The 18217-nt window shown below is 51.4% G+C and carries 15 protein-coding genes; 6 read left to right on the top strand and 9 right to left on the bottom strand.

Annotated elements, in window-relative coordinates; genetic code table 11:
• Positions 1-108: 108 nt before the first annotated feature.
• The 5 genes from PJI16_16540 to PJI16_16520 form a co-directional block, all read right to left on the bottom strand.
• Positions 109-477 carry a hypothetical protein gene (locus PJI16_16540; protein ID MDT3779175.1) on the bottom strand — a complete coding sequence of 123 codons (369 nt, stop codon included), beginning with the start codon at positions 475-477 and terminating at the stop codon, positions 109-111.
• 453 nt (positions 478-930) lie between these two features.
• Positions 931-1293, bottom strand: a complete 363-nt coding sequence (locus tag PJI16_16535) for a DUF2513 domain-containing protein (GenBank protein MDT3779174.1) — start codon at positions 1291-1293, stop codon at positions 931-933.
• Positions 1294-1478: 185 nt separating this feature from the next.
• A complete protein-coding gene (locus PJI16_16530) occupies positions 1479-2036 on the bottom strand; it encodes a hypothetical protein (GenBank protein MDT3779173.1) in 558 nt (185 codons plus the stop codon).
• A gap of 125 nt (positions 2037-2161) precedes the next feature.
• A complete protein-coding gene (locus PJI16_16525) occupies positions 2162-2929 on the bottom strand; it encodes a DUF5677 domain-containing protein (GenBank protein ID MDT3779172.1) in 768 nt (255 codons plus the stop codon).
• 379 nt (positions 2930-3308) lie between these two features.
• The gene (locus tag PJI16_16520) at positions 3309-4307 is read right to left on the bottom strand and encodes a zinc-binding alcohol dehydrogenase family protein (protein ID MDT3779171.1); all 999 of its coding nucleotides are present in this window, start codon (positions 4305-4307) and stop codon (positions 3309-3311) included.
• 218 nt (positions 4308-4525) lie between these two features.
• Between PJI16_16520 and PJI16_16515 the strand changes: the two genes are divergently transcribed.
• A complete protein-coding gene (locus PJI16_16515; GenBank protein MDT3779170.1) occupies positions 4526-4786 on the top strand; it encodes a type II toxin-antitoxin system Phd/YefM family antitoxin in 261 nt (86 codons plus the stop codon).
• On the opposite strand, the gene PJI16_16510 is transcribed toward PJI16_16515, so the two are convergent.
• Both PJI16_16510 and PJI16_16505 read right to left on the bottom strand, forming a co-directional pair.
• A complete protein-coding gene (locus PJI16_16510) occupies positions 4770-5525 on the bottom strand; it encodes a class I SAM-dependent methyltransferase (GenBank protein ID MDT3779169.1) in 756 nt (251 codons plus the stop codon). The two genes, PJI16_16515 and PJI16_16510, sit on opposite strands and share 17 nt — an antisense overlap.
• Positions 5526-5609: 84 nt before the next feature.
• The gene (locus tag PJI16_16505) at positions 5610-6065 is read right to left on the bottom strand and encodes a cupin domain-containing protein (GenBank protein ID MDT3779168.1); all 456 of its coding nucleotides are present in this window, start codon (positions 6063-6065) and stop codon (positions 5610-5612) included.
• Between the two features lie 652 nt (positions 6066-6717).
• Between PJI16_16505 and PJI16_16500 the strand changes: the two genes are divergently transcribed.
• Positions 6718-8238, top strand: a complete 1521-nt coding sequence (locus PJI16_16500; protein ID MDT3779167.1) for an alkaline phosphatase family protein — start codon at positions 6718-6720, stop codon at positions 8236-8238.
• Positions 8239-8287: 49 nt separating this feature from the next.
• The gene (locus PJI16_16495) at positions 8288-9247 is read left to right on the top strand and encodes a glycosyltransferase (GenBank protein MDT3779166.1); all 960 of its coding nucleotides are present in this window, start codon (positions 8288-8290) and stop codon (positions 9245-9247) included.
• Positions 9248-9414: 167 nt separating this feature from the next.
• On the opposite strand, the gene PJI16_16490 is transcribed toward PJI16_16495, so the two are convergent.
• Positions 9415-10872: an ATP-binding protein gene (locus tag PJI16_16490; GenBank protein ID MDT3779165.1), complete on the bottom strand. Its 1458-nt coding sequence runs from the start codon at positions 10870-10872 to the stop codon at positions 9415-9417.
• A gap of 8 nt (positions 10873-10880) precedes the next feature.
• The gene (locus tag PJI16_16485) at positions 10881-11600 is read right to left on the bottom strand and encodes a response regulator (protein MDT3779164.1); all 720 of its coding nucleotides are present in this window, start codon (positions 11598-11600) and stop codon (positions 10881-10883) included.
• 365 nt (positions 11601-11965) lie between these two features.
• Between PJI16_16485 and PJI16_16480 the strand changes: the two genes are divergently transcribed.
• From PJI16_16480 to PJI16_16470, 3 genes are read left to right on the top strand one after another with little or no spacing between them, the layout of a single operon-like run.
• Positions 11966-13348 carry a TolC family protein gene (locus tag PJI16_16480; GenBank protein ID MDT3779163.1) on the top strand — a complete coding sequence of 461 codons (1383 nt, stop codon included), beginning with the start codon at positions 11966-11968 and terminating at the stop codon, positions 13346-13348.
• 27 nt (positions 13349-13375) lie between these two features.
• A complete protein-coding gene (locus tag PJI16_16475; protein ID MDT3779162.1) occupies positions 13376-14599 on the top strand; it encodes an efflux RND transporter periplasmic adaptor subunit in 1224 nt (407 codons plus the stop codon).
• Entirely contained in the window at positions 14589-17750 is a 3162-nt protein-coding gene (locus PJI16_16470) for an efflux RND transporter permease subunit (protein MDT3779161.1), read from the top strand. Before PJI16_16475 ends, PJI16_16470 begins: the two co-directional genes overlap by 11 nt.
• Positions 17751-18217: the final 467 nt, after the last annotated feature.

The following is an 18217-nucleotide window of genomic DNA, read 5'->3' as shown; positions in this document are numbered from 1 at the left end:
TCCAGAAACATCCAGCATTTCGGGATAAACCTTCGCTTGATTCCTATCGAGATGCCTTCCTAAGCCAGCGCGTTTTTTTCAGCGCAGCCGAATAAAGTGCTATTTGCATCAGGGTTCATAATCCAGAGTGATTGCATCATCGGAAACAGCCACAAACACCGTCCCCTGAGATGACACATAGATTTGTTTACTCTTTTTTGTCTCGCCCGTTGGAGAGGTAGCAACAACCCAGAGCGCCATGTCCCCTTTTGCAATCTGAGTGCGACGGGATTCTTCAGGATGGATATTCTGAAAAATGTATGTTTCGCCGATGCTAGTTTCAATACGAATTTGTTGAATCGTCGAATGAGTAAAATTGCGAACAATAACGGATGGCTCACTGTGGTGCGCAAAGACATATCCAAAGAAAATCCCTCCAATACCGAAGATCAACGCGCCGACAATAAGACCACCTGAAAAGGAAAAACCTCGTTTCACTGATTGCCAAATACCTTGACCATGTCGTTAAATTAGTTATGTCGCTTTCCTAGCTCTACGAAACACCACACCGAATCTGTTGAACAATGTTGATAAGCAGGGCCATGCGGACTATAGTTAGGTTGGAATAAATCCTAGTGGTGTGTGGAAGAGATTAGCCCAGTTGAGCTCTGCGAAAACAAAAAAGAGAACTGTCGAGAAACCTGAATCAAGCAATTAAGGAGCAAGAAACCGACAAAAAGAGATCTAGTCACATTTTCTTCTTCTTAATTCTTTGGTTCGAAACTCTCGACAGCAGACTTTACCGTCCTTCCCAACACCTCGAAATTCGCCAGCACTAAAAGTTTCATCCGTACACAAACAGAGTCACCAGTAGAAGTCATTCGACATTCGCCAGCATTGAGGCCATAAATATAGTATATATTAGGCATCCGATTGAGCAGCGCATTGGGATCACAAACCGAAAATTCCTTTAATTGCTTCGATTGCTAATGACTTTACAATTTCGAAGGGCACCGAAAGCCCCATTTCAGACGATTGAGCCTTTACTTTTCGCCATACAGTTTCGTTTCGTACAGCATCGAGAAACTCATGCCCTTGCCACGATGGATTGAAGGCTAAGACTCGGATAATTCGACCCGTCTTCGTGGTTTCCGGCTCATAATCAATCAGCTTGGCTTGAGCGAGCAACAGCAAATGGTACTTGACGGTGAGGTCATCGTATCCTTCGATATGAAATGAATCTACCGACTCCGGGCCCGGCTTATCCTCAAGTGCGAGGAGGAGATTACGTATAAGGTCTAAATCGCGTTTCATTGGTAGTTTCGTGCGCACTAAAAGAGTCTATGGCTAAACGGCTTGCCAAAAGCCGGGTTATTCACATTTTCATACCATGGCCTCGCTGGGGAACATTAAAGGGTGGTGAATGAGCCGTGCGAGTTCAGGCCTAATACCACGGCTGCTCCATTCTCATTTCATCCCGGATTCGGGTTGAACTCACGTCATTCCCATGCCTCATCCGCTTGAAAATCAACTTTAAAGACACGCTGAACCTCTTTTGCCACTCGTTGATGAGTCTCCGAGTTTGAACGGATGCCGTCGAGGGTTCTTTGCCATCTGACCTCAACCGCGTCAAGGAGTAGCAATGGATTGACAATCAAAACTGAACCAACGACTTCCAAGGGCTTTTCAAGATCCAGTGAAAACTCCGCACCTCTATTTAGCCTAGAATGGTGGACCAACCCATTCCGCACATCTTCCTTGAACGAAACGGCGATGGTTCTATTGTTCCCTCTCGGATCTCTCTTGGCGCAATTGGTAACTGCTTCGCAAAGCCACTCAGGCATCTTCATTCCTGAAAATTTTGCCGCTGAATCAATGAAGCACACGACGATGACCCCCGAAGCAAAGGGAGATGAATTGGCAATAAGCTTCGCTGGGTCAAAGAACCATTTTTCCGCGCGCGCGGTTAGGGAGTTTGCCAACGCGTTCGAATCTTGGATATCCAAGTCTTTGAATCGGAGACCTGGCGCGAAAAAAAGTCCATCAGGAGTTCGCATTAACAAGTTCCTTAAGCCGTCAATCCGACACCACTAAGTATGCCTTGCGTCCAAATAAAAGTAATTTCCTGGATCCGCCTAAGATGCGGATCAATATTAAAGCCCTTTAATGGGGCCAAACCTCATTAGCTCCCATTCTCAGTTGTTGATTTCACGTTTGAATTGTCTGGCCCTTGTCTGTATTTTTTTATTATCGCAAGAAGATGCCTTTCATTTAGTATTTTCAGTTCTGCATACAATTTATTGAGTTGCTCAATTTCACTACTAATATCGAAGCCTATCGGATGTACCATTTTACCTGCGGCCACACTAGCCTGGTATAAATTTGCAGCAACTGTGAATAAGTATATTGGCAACAAGTTACGCTTCTCATCTGGATTTGGTAAAACTAATGCATCTTCGCGAACCCCTATAGGGAAGGTCGCAGTTTCACCGGCTGGATTACCATGTTTCACCATCGAGAATGTGCAATAGTTTTCAACCTCTGCGTCTCGCTCATTTGTATTACGGAATATTTCAAGAATTTGTTTTTTAACTTTCCACGGTTTTTGATTTTTTGTTTTATGCTTGAGCCAATCGTCCACGCGGCCTGGAGATAGAGCGATGTACTGTAAATCTAAACGTAATTCAATGAGTGTAACGAGCAAGATAGCTGCATCGCGAACAAATCCCTTTGATGCAAGAAGTTCGATAGAAAGCGTACATTCGGCCATCCGATGAAAAACGCCCGTCACCACGATCATAGGGGAAGCCTTACTTGCCTGATCATTCTGATTTAATAGAGAATTGACGGTATTGAGCATGACCGATCTCATCTTTTGGACGCGTAAGCCATTTTCTTTAGTCGTACCATTATCGAAGTTTGGTATTTCAGCAATGCCTATTCTTTGCACGTTTCGCCCCTTTTCTGCTTCTCATTCGCTCACATTTTCCAATTGGTTTCTAGGGTCAGGCCTTACAACCACGCAATTCAATTTGGGCTTCACTAAACTGTCCCAAAGCGTGCCCATCTTCTGTTCAACTTCAAGTCCCAGCTCAAAGCACTATAACCACCCTTTTTTCTAGCCTTAAAGCTCATACACTGGGCCTGAATAATTCAGGTGAGATTCTTGGTTAATCGACGAATTATGTCAAGCATTAGGAAGGGATAAATGGAACAGGATTTTCAAAAGAGGGTGAATAAAAATTTTATGTAATGATGATCCGTTGCGGTCAGGCAATCTCCTTCTTTATCTTTTTTACAACTGACGACAGGGTGAAGCCAATCAGTCCTTAGTCAGCGACCTGCACCAGCACTTTCCCCATCGGCCCCTTGGCCAATCGCTCAAATCCCGCTTTCGCCTCTTCGAAGGGGACAATGGCGTCCACCTGTGGCCGCTGCCCTATGGCATCCAATCGACCGACGATCTGTTCCCATGCCGCATGCGCTTCCGGAGCGGTATAGTCTCCAACCGAGACTCCGCCTATTCGATTACGACGGAAAAACAGGGTCGCCGTGTTAAACTTCGGCACCATTCCACCGCTCCGGCCGACGACGCTGACCCGCCCGCCATATCCAAGCAGAGCCACAACCTGAGGGAGCAGTGCGCCTCCCACGTTATCCACCGCGAGATCGACCTTGCGCGGGTCCAGTGCCGCCGTCACGATCTTGACGAGGTTGCTGTCCATGGGGTCCAACACGAAATCAGCTCCAAGTTTTTGCAATTTTGCTCTCTTTTTCGCGCTACGCGAGAGGGCCACCACTGTCAAATTCATCGATTTCCCTAGCAGCACCGAGGCTACACCGACACCCCCGGAAGCACCGGTCACGAGGAGGACAGATCCGGCCGATGGCGGTGCCGGAGGATCGGCCCATTGCGTCAACGCTTGCCAAGCGGTCAAAAAGACCAACGGAGCCCCGGCCATTTCTTCATACGACCAGCCGGTTGGGATACGAGTCACACTTTCCGCCGGAACCACCACTTTCTCAGCAAGCGTTCCCCATGCCTCGACACCCACCTCGCAACGCAAGATCCCAACGGTCTCGCCTACGCCCACGTTTTCTACGCCTGGTCCGACCGCTACCACTTCTCCCACCCCATCACGTCCAAGAATGTGAGGAAGCGATGGATTGGCCGGGTACATCTTTCGAGCAAGGAATGCATCAGCCGGGTTCAGTGCGGCAAATTTCACCCTCAGCACCACTTGTGTCGGACCCGGCTGTGGATCCGGCACTTCGCCGAGCCGCAAGTTTTCAACACCCTCATAATCATCCATTAACCACGCACGCATATGCTTACCTCATGTTGATCAGTCTTTGGTCCAGTGCAGGGGCTATCCCCAATATGCCTATACGGAATAGTGTACAGCATCATATTATGTCATCAAATCGGATGGGCCAAGTTTGCGCGAATGGCATATGCGCTAATAACCGAGTGAATCATTCATTTTAGCTCTTTGTTTCTACAAGACATACGTGAGGCGAAGAACAACTCAGGATAGACTCCGAGATGATCCGCTTTAAGAGAACTAGCCATGGATGCCTTGACCTATACTACCGTTCGTGCCAATTCGGCCAGTGCTATAATCGCGTTTGCAACGATCAGGAACCACTTACCATCACACGCAAGGGAGAGCAGTCTGTCTTGATGCTTTCGCTTGAAGATTATAAAGCGTTAGAAGAAATTGCCTACATCCATGAAGACTGGGAAGACTACCTATATTCGTCCAATGCTTTCCGGAAACTGCACTCCATTATTGGGACCTTTTAGCAACGGCAGACACCCAGGCTTGAGCAAACATGCCGGTTGGATCCTTGGCCCACTCCCGAAGAGTTGTCGCGTGAGGACTGAACCCATTTTTTTCAAGTTGAAGGGCAAGGTACTCTCCGATGAATTTTAAGGAAGGATAACATTCGTATCGTGCCGCAAGATGTATGTCTGTAAACCCCGCATCTTGAAGGAGAACACCCAAATTCTTTCCAATCCGTAGATTGCCGCCATTCGCTTGCTGAAGATCAGCATAAGCTGTTACGGCAGCCTCGAGCTCAGCCGAGGAAGGAGAAAGTAACCACCCATCGGAATCTGGACTGCACACACCAATCATTCCATCCTTTTTCAATTTATGAAAAGCCTCCCTCAGGGCAGCCACTGGATCGGCAAGGTGTTCCATCAGCGCATGACAAAAAATCCGATCAAATGATTGGTTTAAAAATGGCAGTTCGTAGCATGACCCTACGTGGAAATCCACGTTTGACACTCCGGTCTCTTCCGCAAGCTTGCGCGCCTGCACAACCTGAGACTCGCTGGAATCAATTCCCGCAACCGTCCCCGCAGCAACCAGTCTGGCAATATCAACACTGATGGTTCCGGGACCACAACCTAGATCCAACACATCGTGGTTCGCACTCAGGAAGGGGACAAAAAACCGACCGTGCGACTCCAAGGTTCGGGTTGCCATAAAGTTGGTAGCGTTAGGTGTATGACCTGGAGTGTAGACCTCCGATTTCATTGTTCTCCCGTCAATAATATGCGCTTCCCGCCCTGTGGGTGCATAGACTCCTCCGGCACACATCCACGTTTTAAATTAGTTCTGCTATACCTCCACTTGGCTTGCGACGGTGACGCCGTTTTCTTTGAGGACCTCCAGCACCTTGGGAATGTCTGGAGGGCCTGGAAGAATTTCCCTGTTGAAGGCGGTGAACATTCGGGTGGCCATGCTGCCCTGACCGGTGAGTTCGAACATCTCTCCGCCGCCCGGGCCGTAGCGGAAGCCGTGCACGGTGCCTGCGGGTACATGCACCAGCGTACCCGGCAGGCACATGACCGTCTTGTTGTCATAACTGAATTCGATCTGCCCTTTAAGGACAAAGAAGGACTCGTCCCAGCCGTGACTATGCAGGGGCGGACCCATTCCTTCATCGCCTTGCTGCAGCGTGATCTCATAGCCTTGTGTTGCGTCGTTTGACGCAAGCACGGTCACCTTCGTGCCAATCACATTCAAAGCGGGTTCGTAATTATCGGGTGAGACAATAAAGGGTTGCGGCTTCATGGTGTCATAACCTCCAGTGGATCAAATAAGTGATAGTATAACGGAGTCAGCGGCGAATTCTTGGTCAATTGACGAAATTAGTCAAGTTATGGTCTGCAAATGGAAAGGATATGGTTGGGAAATTTTTGATGACCCTTTTTCATTTTCACAGGCGTGCATTCATATCTGTCGCTAACAACCACTTCCGACCTCTTTTTTCACTATTGCCCTACAATTAACAAAAACAATTAGGCACTGTTGAAAAACTGTCTATGTTTCAACAAAAAATGTGAATTCTGTAAGTTAGAAGGAACGGACCAATGAATGGTGCAAAAGGAAAAATTAAACCCCTTTAATGGAACCAAATAGTTGGAAGCCTTTTAAAAAGGAAGGAAATGGAGCGAGCCTCATCAATCGCAATTTTCATGCGGCTCCTGCCAAACCCTTAAATTCAATTATTTCTCTCTGTTGTGGATCTTCTATCACCAATCTACCACACCGCCACCGCTCCCTTGTCCCTTATAAATTCATCTGCCCTAAAAACTTGAATATGTTAGATGCCACGAAACGGGATGAGTTTTTTCGAGCACCATTACGAAGGAAAATACGCACCAACCGATTTTCGCGTATTTTTTTCGTGATATTGGTCATACCATTTTATATACTAATGATCATGAACCAGCCGGCCCGTGTAGTATTCATCGGTCTTGATGCTGCCGAGGCTAGCCTTATCCATTTGTGGATGGAAGAAGGCGTGATGCCAAACCTGGCGGCATTTTCACGTAATGCACTTCAAGGCGTGTCGGCCAATTCCTCTGGCATCTATACCGGCAGTGTCTGGCCATCCTTTCACACCGGACTCCAACCAGGTCGGCATGGTCGTTACTTTTATCGCCAGCTTGAGCAAGGTACGTATAAGACTTCTGCGTTCCCCGCAAACCGGTTACCTGTGGCCCCGTTCTGGGATCAGTTGGACCGTCATCAGCGCAAAGTGGCCATTGTCGATTTACCCAAGGCACCGCTAGTAAAACTTGAATCGGGAATACAACTCTGTGACTGGGGTATGCATGATCCTGACGGACCGCCCTGTAGTTCACCTACCACGCTAGCCCCTGAGATCACGGCTCGCTTTGGCAAGGAGCCGGTTGGACTCTGTGACCTTGCGATGCGCAACTGGGCAGGTGTTGCTGGACTGCGTGCAAAACTCATTGAACGAACCCAACGAAAAACGGATATTATACTGGATCTGCTGGGTCGCAAGTCCTGGGACCTATTTGCAACAGTCTACGCCGAATCGCACTGCGCTGGACATCAATTCTGGTCCCTGCACGACCCGTCACATCCTGACCATGACGCCTACCTTTTGCAGACACTCGGTGGTGATCCGTTACGCGATATTTACGGGGCCATCGATCAAGGTATCGGCCAAGTCCTTGCTGCAGCCGGATCGGAAGCGCATGTTATAGTGCTCGCAAGTCACGGTATGGGCGCACATTACGACGGCACGTTCATGCTGGATGAAATCTTGCGGCGATTGGAAGGCATCACCACTGATGGGGGTAGGGGAACCCTCAGAAAGCTGCAAGCACTCTGGCAAAAGACGCCCGAAAATCTGCGTTCCCGTCTCATGCCGCTCTCTGATCGATTTTATGATAGCTGGGTCGGTCGCGACCGCAGTGCCCGTAAGTGTTTTCTTGTCCCAACGAATGACAATTGCGCGGGTATTCGCATCAATTTAATTGGCCGGGAACCTAAGGGAATGGTGCAACCCGGCACTGAATTTCACGTCTTCTGCAATTCCCTTGTGTCCGACCTGACCAAGATTATTAATGTGGAGACGGGTAAACCATTGGTTCGCGAAGTGTTGCGCACAGCTGAGGAATTTCCAGGCAAGTATCAGAGCGCTCTTCCCGACCTGTTGGTACTTTGGGATCGGACAGCACCGATTCGGAAAGTGGCATCTGAGAAAATCGGAAATTTGGAAAGAGAGTATAGTGGTATACGTACAGGCGACCACCGCAATCACGGCAGGTTCTATGCGCGCGGTCCTGGTATAGCTGCGGGCAACCTCTCTGATGCTGTGAATATTACAGATTTTGCCCCCACCATCGCTGCGATGCTGAACGTTGATCTCTTGGATGTAGATGGTAAGCCTATACCTTCCCTATGCGCCATACATCCAACAAAACACTAGTAAGTTCTCGTTCGTCCCCGATAGCGTCCACTAGCCCAACCGATCTGATATGCGTTTTGCCATCGTAATTCCGGCTTTCAACTGCGAAGCTTACATTGCCGAAACGATTTACAGTGCAATTGGGCAGGCCCACGGTGACCTGGAAGTCGTTGTGGTTGATGATGGCTCGACCGATCATTCCCTGGCCGAGGCTCAGGCGATCAAGGATCCTCGATTGCGCATCATATCCCAGGAAAACTCAGGAGTGATGGTCGCACGAAAAGTTGGATTTGAAGCCTGTCGCGCGAACGCCGTGGTGTTTCTGGATGGCGATGACCGGTTGCGGCCCGATGCGATTACCCGCTATCAACAACTGTTTAAGGCACGACCGCAAGTCGGTCTGCTCTATGGTGACCGGATATTGATTGACCACGACGGCAGGTCTTATGGTAGCCGCCGGGGTGCATTGCTCAATCCTTGTCCAAACGGACAGGTCCTGCGCCAGTTGTTGACTCGTAATTTCATTTCTACAATTGGTCAGACATGCATCCGCGCCGAGTGTTTGGAGCATTCAACGGCCCTACGCTTAGATCTCAGGAGGGCAGCCGACTGGGTTTTGTACTGCGAAATCGCGGCATCCCATGAATTTTTTTATATTGGCGGCGAGCCCGTAACCGAGTACCGCATCTTGCCGAACAGTATGGCGAGAAGGCTGGCAACAGCTGGCAACCACACGACGGACATTGAAGAAGTTATGCCCGCCATCCGAGAAATTTACGCTATGCCGGGTGTGGTCAATTGCTTCACACCGGAGGAGCTGACACGGCTGCGCCAAACGACTGAAGCAAGTGCGTTTGCATGGAAAGGGCAGGAATTGTTGCGGTCCCGCCAGTGGCGAGCGGCGCGCTCCTGTTTCCTTAAGGCTATGCGCCACTCGCAGTGCATCGATCCTCGTGACCTGCTTTGCTTAGCACTGACATACCTACGTGCCTTCCCGCCCGGTTCACGACGCTACATCGGGCTGCCGTGAACAAGAAAACGTAATACCAGTCATCCACCTGAGCAGCCAGTAGAATTCTTTGAAAATGGAGAAGATAAGTCAAGGTGAGGGATTGGGTAAAAGAAGTGGGAATTATTTAGATCGTTAATTTTTGAAGGATTCGAGAGGCCCATTGAGGAACATACTTGAGTGTAAGGTTAGGCGTTTGGTTGAACTTCAGCCTGTTGAAGTGGAGATTCCGGTAGGTGAATGATCACCGTCAAGCCACCGTCCGGGAGGTTAGCCAAACTGATATCCCCGCCATGATTGCGAACGATGGATCGGGCGATGGCCATGCCGAGACCGATGCCTCCGGTTTGTTTATTGCGGGATTCCTCCAGCCGCACAAACGGCTGAAAAACCCGTTCAAAATCCTGCTCGGGGATTCCCGGACCGTTATCTTGAATCACAATCTGAAATTCCGTGTCGTGCTGTCGAAGCGTGACCTCGACCCGTCCTCCATAGCTCACGGCATTCTCAATGAGATTTCGAATGGCCCGTTTGAGGCTGAGGGGGCGGCAGGTGTGCGGCGTTTTCTGCGCGCTCTCGAATTGCACATCCATGCCCATATCGGCCAGATCCTGACAAAGACTATCGATTAAGGCACTGAGATCGACCGAACGGGATACCTCCGTCGAAGCCTCGTCCCGGGCGAAGGCCAGGGTGGCTTCGGTCATCCGTTGCATGTCATCCAATGTGTCCATCATCTTGGCTCTTGCTTCCTGATCCTTCATCAATTCCACTTGCAGTCGAAGAGAGGTAATGGGAGAGCGTAAATCGTGACTGATGGCCGCCAGCATTCTCGTGCGATCCTGAACAAACCGTTGCAATCGTTCGTACATGCGGTTAAACGCGCGGATCATCTGCTGAATATCGACGGGACCGTCTTCCGGAATGGGCGTGATGGATTCCCCGCGACCAACCCGCTCCGCGACTTCTGTAAGTTGTTGGAGCGGACGGGTGAGACGTTGCACCATGAACACCACAATCAGGCAGATACTGCCCCCCGTGAACACCATTGAAATCAGTGTGGGCAGAGCCCACCGGCCCAGGGATGGGGTGATCCCCATGCCGACATTCAGCCACCGGCCATCCTGTAAACGGGCGGAAATCAGCAGACCGGGAGCATCAAGCTCCGAGAGCGGAAGAGGAAAGGACGATCCGGATTTTTCACTTTGTAAAATGGAACGCCGGATGTCCTCCGGCGCCTCCCCTATGGTCTTTTTCCATAACCCGTCCTGTTGCGGAAGCATGAACCGCAGTTCAGATACGTCCTTCTTGTTGAGCAAATCCTTGAGACGGCTGATCCACTCATGGTCGCCCTGTTGCAAACCTTGAGGAATCTGACTGGTATCCGACAACCAGTAGTACAACTTTCGTGAACTGGCGGCTTGGACCATACGGTTGTGCAAACCAGATGGACTGTGTGCAATGAGATCGATCAGAGAAGCCGTTCGCTCAAGAATTTGAGTCCGCTCGATGGATCGAATAGCCGCACGACGTTCATCGGTAAAAATAAGAAAGTTGGCCACTTGGGCTATGACGAGGGCCACAAGCAGAAGGGCAATCATCTGGCTGGTCAGCCGTTGCGGCCACCACCGTCGGAAAACGGGCATTCCCGGTTTCATTGAAAGGAGACCTCAGCCGTGAACGTGTAACCGCCGCCCCACACCGTTTTAATCAAGGAGGGCAGCTTGGGATCGATTTCAATTTTTTTTCGCAACCGGCTGACCTGATTGTCGATACTGCGATCAAACACATCGCCGGTGCGATGCCGGGTGAGATCCAGCAATTGATCACGGGTCAACACCATGTGTGGATGATTCAGAAACACCGTCAACAGCACGAATTCCCCGGTGCTGAGCGGAATGGCCACGCCATCTTCTCCGATGAGCTCTCGTTGCGAAACCTGTAAGACCCATCGGTCGAATCGAATGGGTTTTTCGGCTATTCCCCGTTCCTTCCATGGCAGACTATTCGCACGCCGAAGCACGGACTTGATTCGTGCCAACAATTCCCTGGGATTAAAAGGTTTCACCAGATAATCATCCGCGCCCATTTCCAACCCGATCACACGGTCCGTTTCTTCCGCCATGGCGGTGAGCAAAATAATGGGAATATCCCTTGTTTCGCGTAAATGACGGCAGAGAGAGAGACCGTCTTCCCCCGGCATCATGATATCCAGGACAACGAGATCAATGGCGCTGTTTTCGAGAGTTTTTCGAGCTTCAGCCGCGCTTCCGGCCGCACTCAGTCGAAAGCCTTTTTGCGTGAGATAGGTGGCGAGCGGATTGCGAATATCCGGCTGATCATCAACAACAAGGAGATGCGGCGAAGAATCCATAAGGCTCCTGAAGATTACCCGTCTTTATTATTATGACGCCGGGACCGAAAGTGAGGGAAGAAAAATTGTATCAAAGTTTGTCAAAACGGAATTCTGGCAGGTTTTCTTACAAAAAAGAAGGATGTGGATAAATTTCAGGGAAATATCCCGGGTATACTGACCGAACAGAGAAAGATCAGGGCCAAACGCCTAGCTGAATCGCTTTCATCAGCAACTTGGGACAAAAAGACATTTTCCTTCTCCGGTCATTAAAAAAGCGACAACCATCATCCATCACAAAATCGACAGATATTTTCCTTCGTCACTCTAAACATCGCATGACCACCTTCCGTTTTTATCGCGCCATCCTCACAGGAATTTCCCTGATGCTGATTACCGGTTGTCTGTTCGACCCACAACCCATTGAATTGAAAATCCATCCGCCCGATTCCTTTTCCCGTTCCGGCCAGCATGCGTTGCCGGACAAATGGTGGGAAGCGTTTGAAGACGAGGCCCTTGACCGGCTGATTGAACGCGCAATGGAAGACAATCCGACTCTGTTGGCCACCTGGGACCGCCTGCGGCAGGCGGAAGCCATCGCCGTGCGTGATGGAGCTCCCCGGTTTCCCTTCTTAAACGGAAACAGTACCGCCAGCCGGAGTCGCAGTGATTTAGGCACGCAGACCGATCGTTTCGCTATAGGAGTATCGGTGGCCTATGAGCTGGACCTGTGGGGACGGGTACGGGCTTTCGGAAGTGCGGCGCAATTTGATGCGCAGACCAGTCAGGCCGACCTCACGGTTGCCGCGATCACCTTATCAAGTCAGATGGCGAAAACCTGGTATAACCTGCTTGAACAGCGAGGCCAACTGGCTTTGCTGGAGAAACAGATCTCGACCAATGAGAAAGTTCTTCAATTGGTCACCTTGCGGTTCCGGCAGGGCGTGGCCGCTGCGGCCGACGTTCTGCGACAGAAACAGTTAGTGGAGCAAACGCGGGGAAACACCAAAGACGTCCGCGCGCAAATCGGCACGCTGACCCATCAACTCGCCATTCTTCTTGGGAAACCTCCCAAGTCTCTGGTTATCCCCGACGATCCTGTGCTGATTGACCTTCCCCCATTGCCGAGTACCGGCCTGCCGGGAGAGCTCATTCAACGGCGTCCTGATGTGCAGGCCACGTTTTATCAGGTACAAGCGGCCGATGCGCGTGTCGCGGCCGCCATTGCCGAACGTTTCCCGCGCATTGATCTTGCCGGGTCGATCACCACAAATCTCACCCCAACCCTGACCAGCGGAGCCTTTGCCGTTGCTCCGGGAGGACTGTTTGCCAATTGGTTGGCCACCGTATCAGCACAAATCGTCGCACCGATCTTTAATGCGGGGGCGCGGGCGGCGCAAGTCGATCTCTCCAAAGCCGCTCGGTCCGAAGTCCTTCACAACTACGAATTCACGGTACTTCAAGCCTTCCAGGAGGTCGAAAATGCCTTGATTGGTGAAACACAACAACGGGCAAAAACAAATAGTCTGGAAGATCAGTTCCACATCGCCACCCAGGTGATCGAACGCTTGCGAGCCCGTTATCTGAATGGTGCAACCGCCTACCTGGACGTACTCAATGCTCTGAATAGTCAACAGGAGCTTGAACGCGAGATCCTGACCGCCCGACGGACGCTCATCGATTTCCGCGTTGATCTGGCCAAGGCTCTGGCCGGTGGCTGGCCCATGACCAAACCTGAAATCCGGGGATTAACCATTTCCAACGGATAGACATTTTTCTCGAAACGCTACCAAATCATGTCATCCCCATCCTTTTCCAAAAAATGCCTGATGGTCTTGAAGGCTGTACTGCCGATTCTGATCCTGGTGCTGGCCGGAGGCATCGCCTTTTCGATCGTCAAGAGCGCCCCACAGCCTGAACGTCATCCCAAGCCCAGACAACCCCGGCTGGTAGAAACGATTGCAATCGATGTGACCAAACAGACTCTGACAATAGAAGCTTGGGGACAAGTCCAACCTGTGCATCAAATCACGCTCCGGTCACAGGTGAACGGAAAAATCATCGCCGTCAACCCGGAACTCGTTCCCGGCGGTCGTTTCGCCGCACAGGAAACCATTCTTCGTTTGGAACCGGCAGATTATGTGCTGGCTGTCCGCCAGCGACAATCCGATCTGGCGAAAGCCCGCGTGGCACTTCGCCTCGAGGAGGGCAACCAGGTCGTCGCCAAACAAGAGTTCGATTTATTGGGTGCCACGATCAACGACCAGGAAAAATCCCTGGTCCTTCGTTTGCCGCAGCTAAGCGCGATGAAAGCCGACGTCGATGCCGCCGCGGCTGCCCTTCAATCCGCGAAGCTCTCGCTGTCCCGCACCGTCATCAAAGCCCCGTTTGAGGCAACCGTCGTTAGCCGTCACATTGATCTGGGAACCTATGTGACAACCACCTCGGATCTCGTAACGATTGCAGGAACGAAAGAATATTGGGTTGAGTTAGCGGTCCCCATGGCTCAGCTACGTTGGATCACGATTCCTCGCACACCTGATCAACCAGGGTCCGCCGTCAAACTCTTCCAGGAAAGTGTGTGGGGAAAAGACAAATTCCGGACGGGCCGGGTGGTCCGGTTGCTCACCGATCTTGAACCCAACGGGCGAATGGCCAGGCTTCTGGTGGCCATACAAGATCCGCTGAATCTTGAAGAACGGCATGCGCAGTTGCCTCGCGTGCTGCTCGGCTCGTATCTTCGCGCGGAAATTCAAGGGCAGGAACTCACCAGGCTGGCCAAAGTCGATCGTCGCTGGATCCATGACCAGGACACCGTGTGGCTAATGAACACAGACAATACGCTGGCCATTCGTCAGGTAACGATCGCTTATCGTGGCCAACATGAGGTCTTTATTTCAGAAGGCCTGGAAACGGGAGACCGCTTAGTAGTTACCGACATTTCCGCTCCCACTGATGGGATGCCCATTCGCTTGAATACCAGTCGTTCCGACACACCAGTGACTCCCCATGGAACCTAACCCTTCCACGACTCCCCCTCATCGGGAATCCGGCCCTCTGGCCTGGATGGTGCACAACCGGATTACGCCCAACCTGCTCATGTTGACGTTACTGCTTGGTGGACTGTTTATGGCCTCCCAAATCAAACAGGAGGTCTTTCCCGAGTTTGAAGAAGACACCGTTACCATTACGGTCCCCTTTCCCGGCGCAAGTCCCGAAGAAGTCGAACAAGGGGTGATTCTGGCGATTGAAGAAGGGGTTCGCGGACTTGAAGGGGTGAACGAGATCCGGGCCACCGCCGGTGAAAACCAGGGAACGGTCATCGTCGAACTCCTCGCCAACTCCAACAATCAAAAAGTGTATCAGGACATTCAGCAGGCGATCAGCCGCATCGTGACGTTTCCCGAGGATACGGAAAAGCCGAGTGTTACATTAGATACCCGCCGTCGCGACGTCCTGACGCTTCAGTTGTATGGTGACGTCTCGGAATGGACCCTTCGTGAGGTCGCCGAACAGGTTCGGGATCGTCTCTTACAAGAACCCGGCATTACCCAAATCGACCTTGAAGGCGCGCGAGCGTATGAAATTCATGTGGAGGTGTCTCAAGAGGACCTCCGGGCCTATGGACTCACCTTGGAGGACATCGCACAAACCATTCGCGCGACCGCGCTCGATCGATCGGGTGGAAGCGTGGAAACCTCCAGCGGAGAAATTTTGTTGCGCGTGCAGGAACGACGGGATTGGGCCTCGGACTTTGCCGACATCCCCATCATTGCCAACCAAACGGGAACGCTCTTACGTCTCAGGGATCTCGCGCACGTGTCGGAAGGATTCCAGGAAAGCGAAACGTATGCCACCTTTAACGGGGTACCCGCCATTGGCATCGAAATCTTTCGAGTGGGAGATCAAACCCCGATCGGTGTGTCGGAAAGTGTACGCGCCGCGATGGCCCATATTGTTCCTGATCTACCGGCCTCCATCTATTACACCATTCTCAAAGACCGGTCGGAAATCTATTATCAAAGGCTCACGCTTCTGCTGAAGAATGGATTTCTCGGGTTGTTGCTGGTCCTGGCCATTCTCACCCTGTTTCTGGAATATAAACTGGCGTTCTGGGTGACGGTAGGGATCCCGACCTCATTTCTGGGGGCCATGCTCTTCCTGCCGGCCATGGACGTGTCCATCAATATGGTGTCCCTCTTTGCGTTTATTATTGCGCTCGGGATTGTGGTGGATGACGCCATTATTGCCGGGGAAAACATTTATGAATACCGGCAACGCGGCAAATCCTTCAGCGAGGCGGCCATCCTGGGGGCGCGGGATATCGCCATTCCCATCAGCTTCAGCATTTTAACGAATATCGTGGCCTTCCTGCCGCTGATGTTCATGCCCGGATCCTTCGGAAAAATCTGGGCCGTGATTCCCGTGGTCGTCTCGATAGCCTTCATTATTTCCTGGGTCGAAGCGTTGTTCGTCCTTCCAGCCCATCTGGCGCATTCGGGCACCAATCCGACCGGCACTATCGGCAGGACCCTGCATCACAACCAACAACGGTTCAGTGCATGGTTTTCCCGATTTGTCGAACGGACCTATGGTCCGTTTCTTCGCCGGGCCATTACTCACCGCTATCTGACGATTGCCATTGGATTCGGGATTTTTGCCATTGTGCTGGCCTACCCATTCAGTGGACGCATGGGCTTTATTCTTATGCCCACCGTTGAAGCGGATTTTGCCAAGGCCACAGCCGCACTGCCTTTCGGAAGTCCTCCCAGTGAAATAATCCGGATCCGGGATGGGTTGATCCGTTCCGTGCAGGACGTGATCGACCTGTATCCGGGACAACATATTATCAACGGCACCTTTGCGCTGGTCCTGGAAAATACCATCGACGTTCGTGCGTATTTGCCGGATGCCAACCATCGTCCGCTCAGCACAAGCGAATTGACCACCCTCTGGCGGGAACATACTCCAAATTTCACGGGAGTGGAATACCTGCGGTTTGAAGCGGATAGCGGGGGACCGGGGCGCGGGGCCGGGATTAGTGTAGAACTCAGCCATCGGAATATTGACATGCTCGATAAGGCGAGCACCGATCTGGCCGGCCGTCTGGCTGAATTCGGAAGCGTCAAAGACATAGACGACGGGTATTCTCAAGGAAAACCCCAACTGGACTTCCGGATCAAAGAAGAGGCCCGCAGCCTCGGCCTCACCGCAGGGGATATCGCCAGACAAGCCCGCAACGCCTTTTACGGATCGGAAGCCCTTCGCCAGCAACGAGGGCGCAACGAGATCAAGGTGTTGGTGCGATTCCCCGAGTCGGAACGGTCAAGCGAATATCATGTGGAAAATCTGGTGATTCGAACGCCTGCCGGTCCGCACGTGCCGTTGTATCAGGTGGCGACGGTCGAAAAGGGCCGGGCGTTTCGGGAAATCACCCGTCGGGACGGACACCGTACCGTGACCGTCACCGCGAACGTCCAACCCACAAAGGAGACTAACCTTGTCCTGAATAAACTGAAAAGCGACGTGCTTCCGGCCTTGCTACGTGATTATCCCGGCCTGAGTTACAGCTTCGAAGGACGCCAGGCCGATATGCGAGATGCGCTTCAGAGTTTTCTCTATAGTTCGACACTGGCATTGATCATAATATATGTCTTGCTTGCCGTGCCGTTTCGTAGTTACCTGCAACCAGCCATTGTGATGACATCCATTCCGTTCGGGTTGGTTGGTGCGGTGATCGGCCACATGATTATGGGCTACAACATCAGCATCATCAGTATGATGGGGATCATTGCGCTTGGCGGAGTGGTGGTCAATGATTCGTTAATCATGATCGACTATGCCAATACCCGGAGGCGGGAAGGACATCATGCATTTGAGGCCATCTGCCAGGCCGGCATCCGCCGGTTCCGGCCCATTCTATTGACCACCCTTACAACCTTCGGCGGATTGGGTCCCATGATTTTCGAAACGTCCCGTCAGGCACGGTTCATGATTCCCATGGCCATTTCATTGGGATTTGGAATTCTTTTTGCCACCGCCATCATGCTCGTGCTCATTCCCTGTCTCTATCTGGTCGTAGAGGATGTGTTGGGCATGTTCACCGTTACTGCCAACTCGCCTTCCCCGGAAAAAGTTCAGAATGAACCGGAAGCCATCGCTGCGGAGTAAGAGAGTCTATTTAAGCAGCCAAAGAGCATTCCCTCCATCGCCCATGTCCAAAAGGAAAAATGTGGAAATGCCAGGATATCACGAAATCTCCTTTGGGCTTCACTTAACTACCCTCAGGCGGGACAATCCGCTGTTGCATGGCAAGCTGACCCCAAGCATGCCCCCTAAGCACATTTCTTCTCCCTAATGTTTTTTGCCTGTCTGATCATTTCCGAGTAGACTGTGGCACAGTCCGAAATCAGAATGTTCCTGTTGAATATTTCTGAAAAATTACAGGTATTCACTCAACAGGGATTCGATATCAATGGTCGACGGGAATGATCAAAACAGTCGTCCAGTCTTGTCCTGAGTCATACCGAAGGAAAGACCGCAGCCATTTTGGCGCCCGGAGCGTACTTTTATTACGTGAGCACGGCAAAATGGCGAGAACGTCGCTGGCGGCATTTTTCATGATCACCAGAATGATC

Source organism: Nitrospira sp. MA-1 (assembly GCA_032139905.1).
Lineage (GTDB): Bacteria > Nitrospirota > Nitrospiria > Nitrospirales > UBA8639 > Nitrospira_E.
Note: the sequence above shows the minus strand (reverse complement) of the source record. Positions and strands in the feature narration are given on the sequence as shown.

Excerpts from the sequence above, each read along its gene's own strand:
- PJI16_16505 (MDT3779168.1), bottom strand. The coding sequence starts at position 6,065 with ATGAAGCCGCAACCCTTTATTGTCTCACCCGATAATTACGAACCCGCT.
- PJI16_16475 (MDT3779162.1), top strand. The coding sequence starts at position 13,376 with ATGTCATCCCCATCCTTTTCCAAAAAATGCCTGATGGTCTTGAAGGCT.
- PJI16_16530 (MDT3779173.1), bottom strand. The coding sequence starts at position 2,036 with ATGCGAACTCCTGATGGACTTTTTTTCGCGCCAGGTCTCCGATTCAAA.
- PJI16_16495 (MDT3779166.1), top strand. The coding sequence starts at position 8,288 with ATGCGTTTTGCCATCGTAATTCCGGCTTTCAACTGCGAAGCTTACATT.
- PJI16_16490 (MDT3779165.1), bottom strand. The coding sequence starts at position 10,872 with ATGCCCGTTTTCCGACGGTGGTGGCCGCAACGGCTGACCAGCCAGATG.
- PJI16_16470 (MDT3779161.1), top strand. The coding sequence starts at position 14,589 with ATGGAACCTAACCCTTCCACGACTCCCCCTCATCGGGAATCCGGCCCT.
- PJI16_16515 (MDT3779170.1), top strand. The coding sequence starts at position 4,526 with ATGATCCGCTTTAAGAGAACTAGCCATGGATGCCTTGACCTATACTAC.
- PJI16_16535 (MDT3779174.1), bottom strand. The coding sequence starts at position 1,293 with ATGAAACGCGATTTAGACCTTATACGTAATCTCCTCCTCGCACTTGAG.
- PJI16_16485 (MDT3779164.1), bottom strand. The coding sequence starts at position 11,600 with ATGGATTCTTCGCCGCATCTCCTTGTTGTTGATGATCAGCCGGATATT.
- PJI16_16520 (MDT3779171.1), bottom strand. The coding sequence starts at position 4,307 with ATGCGTGCGTGGTTAATGGATGATTATGAGGGTGTTGAAAACTTGCGG.
- PJI16_16480 (MDT3779163.1), top strand. The coding sequence starts at position 11,966 with ATGCTGATTACCGGTTGTCTGTTCGACCCACAACCCATTGAATTGAAA.
- PJI16_16500 (MDT3779167.1), top strand. The coding sequence starts at position 6,718 with ATGAACCAGCCGGCCCGTGTAGTATTCATCGGTCTTGATGCTGCCGAG.
- PJI16_16510 (MDT3779169.1), bottom strand. The coding sequence starts at position 5,525 with ATGAAATCGGAGGTCTACACTCCAGGTCATACACCTAACGCTACCAAC.